Consider the following 4,507-nt stretch of genomic DNA (forward strand, 5'->3'; position numbering starts at 1 on the left):
AAAACCGCCAAAACAAAAATTCCTTTTAAAAAAGACGGTAATGCTTACTTTCTTAAAATAGATAAAATGTTTTTAGGTAGGGTATTGTCTAATAATATAATTGCTTATTACCACGGCAAACCCACCATTGCCCGCCGTCCCCCTTGGGACGGTGGATTGATCTGGAAAAAAAGTGCAGACGGCAGTCCATGGGTAAGTGTTGCCTGCCAGGGTTTGGGTGCAAGTGTATGGTATCCGTGTAAAGATCACCAGGCAGATGAACCCGACAGCGCAGAAATGCACATAACAGTGCCCGATACATTAATGTGTGTGGGCAATGGAAGATACCGTGGTAAAATAAATAATAACGATGGCACAGCTACTTACGATTGGGCTGTTACTTCTCCTATAAATAATTACTGTATCATTCCATACATTGGTAAGTATGTACATTTTAATGAAATTTATAAAGGAGAAAATGGAGACCTTGATATGGATTACTGGGTGCTGCAGGAAAATCTTGAAAAAGCAAAAACACATTTTACAGATGCGCCACGTATGATGAAAGCATTTGAATATTGGTTTGGCCCTTATCCTTTTTATAAAGATGGCTATAAATTAGTTGATGCACCGCATTTGGGCATGGAGCACCAGAGTGCAACAGCGTATGGCAACAAATATCAAAATGGTTATTTGGGAAGAGATATGAGCGCCACCGGCTGGGGATTAAAATGGGATTTTATTATTGTGCATGAAAGTGGGCACGAATGGTTTGCCAACAACATCACCACAAAAGATATTGCCGATATGTGGGTGCATGAAGGATTTACCAACTACAGCGAAACTTTATTTACTGATTATTTTTACGGTAAAGAAGCCGGTAATGAATATTGTATCGGTACAAGAAAAGGTATTAAAAACGACATCCCCATCATTGGCCCGTACAATGTAAACCAGGAAGGCAGCGGCGATATGTATCCCAAAGCAGGCAATATGTTACATGCTATCAGGCAGGTAATAGATAACGATGAAAAATTCAGGACGATCTTAAGAGGTTTAAATAAAACTTTTTATCATCAAACAGTAACTACAAAACAAATTGAAAATTATATCAGCAAAGAAGCTAAGTTTAATTTCAGTAAAGTTTTTGATCAGTATTTAAGAACAATACAAATACCTGTGCTGGAGTATAAAATTGAAGGCTATAAACTTTTGTACCGTTATGATAGTTGTGTGAAAGGATTTAATCTGCCATTAAAAGTTTCTTTAGGTGCTGCAGATAAAAGTGAACAATGGATTAAGCCCACCGATAAATGGCAGGAGGTAAAATTGGCTGATTGGTATGATGGGAAAACTTTTGTGGTGAATGCAAATTTTTATGTAAAGACAAAGCGTGTGAATTAGCCATTTAACCTTGATTGTTATACTGTCAGGCTGAGCTTGTCGAAGGCGGGTTAATAAGAAAGGAAACAGCATTTAATTTAAGCCCGGCTTCGACAAGCTCAGCCTGACACTATTTAAGATGAAATAGAAAAGGGAGCCTATGAGAGCTCCCTTTAATTTTCAATAGCAAATATTTTACTCTATAATTATTCTTCCGCCACCAATATATTTTCTACTGTAATAATCATCCTTTAAACTGTTAATGGTAACACCGGCATGCACACTGGCGTGTACAAAATAACCATTGCCCAAATAAACGCCTGCGTGGCTAACACCGCCTCTTGTATTAAAAAAAACCAAATCACCTTCCAGTAAATCTGCTTTTTTAATTTTTTCGCTTTTTGTGTACTGATCTCTTGCAGTACGTGGTAATGCAATACCATACGCTTCGCTTAACAGAACGCCTGTTAAAGCACTGCAGTCAATTCCTTTTTTTGTGGTGCCGCCATACCGGTAACGTGTAGCCCACCAATTATCAATAGCAGTATATAGTTTTGTGTTGGTTAAAGTTTCCACATCGGTATCCATCATTTGTGCAAACTTAAATTGCAAAGGCGAGCAGGCTTCAATTGCCAAACCCGTTTTTGCAACAACTTCATTGTTGATAACTTTTGGAGTTTCCGGTACAGCATTTTTTTTAACGTTCACTGCCCAAACGTCCACTTCAGCAGCAGTAGCCTGGGCATCACGTTTTATTTCAATGCCCTCAATAAATTGAACTGATTTTTTTTGTTGTGCGCCAAATTTAACCGTGTTAACGGAATTTTGTGCTTTTACGGATAGTGATGTTCCTGAAAAGATGCCAGCGGCAACAGAAACAAAAAATAAATTTTTCATACGTAAACTTTTGGTTTAAGCGTATGTACAACTTAATCTTGTGTTCTTTGGTCGTCTGATTGTTCTTAAATTACGCTGTTTATCTACTCTGATCTTTAAACCTTGTCCTACAAACTGGTTAATAAATAGTATTTTTCTAATGCCCGGCGAAGGTACGCCCCAACGCCGGCATATGCAAGCTTTTACAGAACTTAGTTGTTAAAGTATTCATTTACAGTAAACTAAATTTCTTATCGGCTGTGGATAAAACGCCCCATCACTCATTTTATTGTAACCGATATTTGCATATCCCAAACCCTTGAAGGGGCTTACGAAGGGTAAACTTTATTAAACATCTTTTCTGGTATCGGGTTTAATGCTGTAAAATATTTAAATAATCTTTAAAAATAAGTTCTCCGCCGAGGCGGAGACAGGGGCATGAAATTCTCACATCTACACGTACACACCCAATTCTCTTTATTAGATGGCGCAGCTTCTATAAAAAATTTATATAAAAAAGCCATTGCAGACGGCATGCCGGCATTGGCAATTAGCGACCATGGTAATATGTTTGGGGTTTTTGAATTTGTAAAAGAAGCCTACAATCATAAAAATGCAGATGGCACTCTAAAAGTAAAACCAGTGGTGGGTTGTGAATTTTATATTACTACCGACAGGCACCGCAAAACTTTTAGTAAAGAAGAAAAAGATCCCCGCAATCACCAGATACTTTTAGCGAAAAATGATATTGGCTATAAAAATTTAGTGAAGCTTACTTCACTGGGTTATATAGAAGGAATGTATTCCAAATATCCACGTATTGATAAAGAACTCATTCATAAATACCACGAAGGATTAATTGCAACTACCTGTTGCCTTGGTGCATTGGTTCCTCAAACCATTCTTAAAAAAGGCGAAGAAGAAGGCGAGAATGAATTTAAATGGTGGCTCAATATTTTTCAGCAGGATTATTATGTGGAGCTGCAGCGCCACGGTATTCCCGACCAGGAAAAAGTAAATGCGGTATTATTAAAATTTGCAAAAAAATACAATGTAAAAGTTATTGCAAGCAATGATTCTCATTACGTAGACCAATCAGATTTTAATGCACACGATATTTTACTCTGTATCAACACCGGCGAAAAACAGTCAACTCAAAAATTAAGTGAATTTAGCGACGATGACATAATGGTAAAAAGTAAACGCTTTGCATTTCCCAACGATCAGTTTTTTTTAAAGAACACGGTGGAAATGATTAAAGTGTTTGAAGATTTACCCGAAGCAATTGATAACACCAACGAAATAGTAGATAAAATTGATGTGCTGGATTTAAAGAAAGAAATTTTATTACCATTTTTTGAAGTACCTCCTGCTTATAAATCACAGGATGATTATTTAGAACATTTAACCTGGAGCGGTGCAAAAGAACGCTATAAAATTTTAACACCAGAAAGTGAAGAACGTTTGCAATTTGAATTAGGTGTGATAAGAAAAATGGGGTTTGCCGGTTACTTTTTAATTGTTAGTGATTTTATAAAACATGGCCGTGATATCGGCGTATTTATTGGCCCGGGTCGTGGTTCGGCTGCAGGCAGTGCAGTAGCTTATTGCATCGGTATTACTAATATTGATCCTATAAAATATAATTTACTGTTCGAAAGATTTCTCAATCCGGAGCGTAAGAGTATGCCGGATATTGACACGGATTTTGATGATGATGGCCGCCAAAAAGTTATTGATTATGTGGTGCAGAAATATGGTAAAAACCAGGTAGCACAAATTATTACCTATGGCACCATGGCTGCAAAAAGCAGCATTGCCGATGTGGCCAGGGTTATGGATCTGCCCTTAATAGAAAGCAGGGCTTTAACCAAATTAGTTCCGGAGCGGCCGGGCATTAATTTAAAAAGATTACTGCATGCGCCTTTCACCATTAAAGAATCTAAAGGTGGTGAAAAATCTTTAGAAGAAAAAGAAGCTTTGCAGGCAGATGACCTGGAAAATGTAAAACAATTAAGAGCTATTTATGCAGGCACCGATTTACGCAGTACCATTTTGCATGAAGCAGAAATTTTAGAAGGCTCCGTACGCAACACCGGCATTCATGCATCGGCCATCATCATTGCGCCTAAAGATCTTACCGAATTATTACCAGTTGCAACATCTAAAGAAAGTGAATTATGGTTGACACAAATTGAAGGCAATTCAATTGAAGAAGCCGGTGTAATTAAAATGGACTTCCTGGGTTTAAAAACACTCAGCATTTTAA

At 37.5% G+C, this 4,507-nt stretch carries 3 protein-coding genes; 2 read left to right on the plus strand and 1 reads right to left on the minus strand.

Features of this window, described 5'->3' with window-relative positions; translation table 11 throughout:
- The coding region (locus ACY65O_RS12455; protein WP_462221183.1) for a M1 family metallopeptidase at positions 1 to 1,383 on the plus strand (1,383 nt) is incomplete at its 5' end.
- 174 nt (positions 1,384 to 1,557) lie between these two features.
- Here the strand turns inward: ACY65O_RS12455 and ACY65O_RS12460 are convergent.
- A complete protein-coding gene (locus ACY65O_RS12460; protein WP_462221184.1) occupies positions 1,558 to 2,259 on the minus strand; it encodes a C40 family peptidase in 702 nt (233 codons plus the stop codon).
- A 417-nt stretch (positions 2,260 to 2,676) separates the two neighbouring features.
- Between ACY65O_RS12460 and dnaE the strand changes: the two genes are divergently transcribed.
- The coding region (gene dnaE / locus ACY65O_RS12465) for a DNA polymerase III subunit alpha (protein WP_462221185.1) at positions 2,677 to 4,507 on the plus strand (1,831 nt) is incomplete at its 3' end.

It is taken from the genome of Ferruginibacter sp. (genome assembly GCF_031430955.1).
Classification (GTDB): Bacteria; Bacteroidota; Bacteroidia; order Chitinophagales; family Chitinophagaceae; genus Ferruginibacter.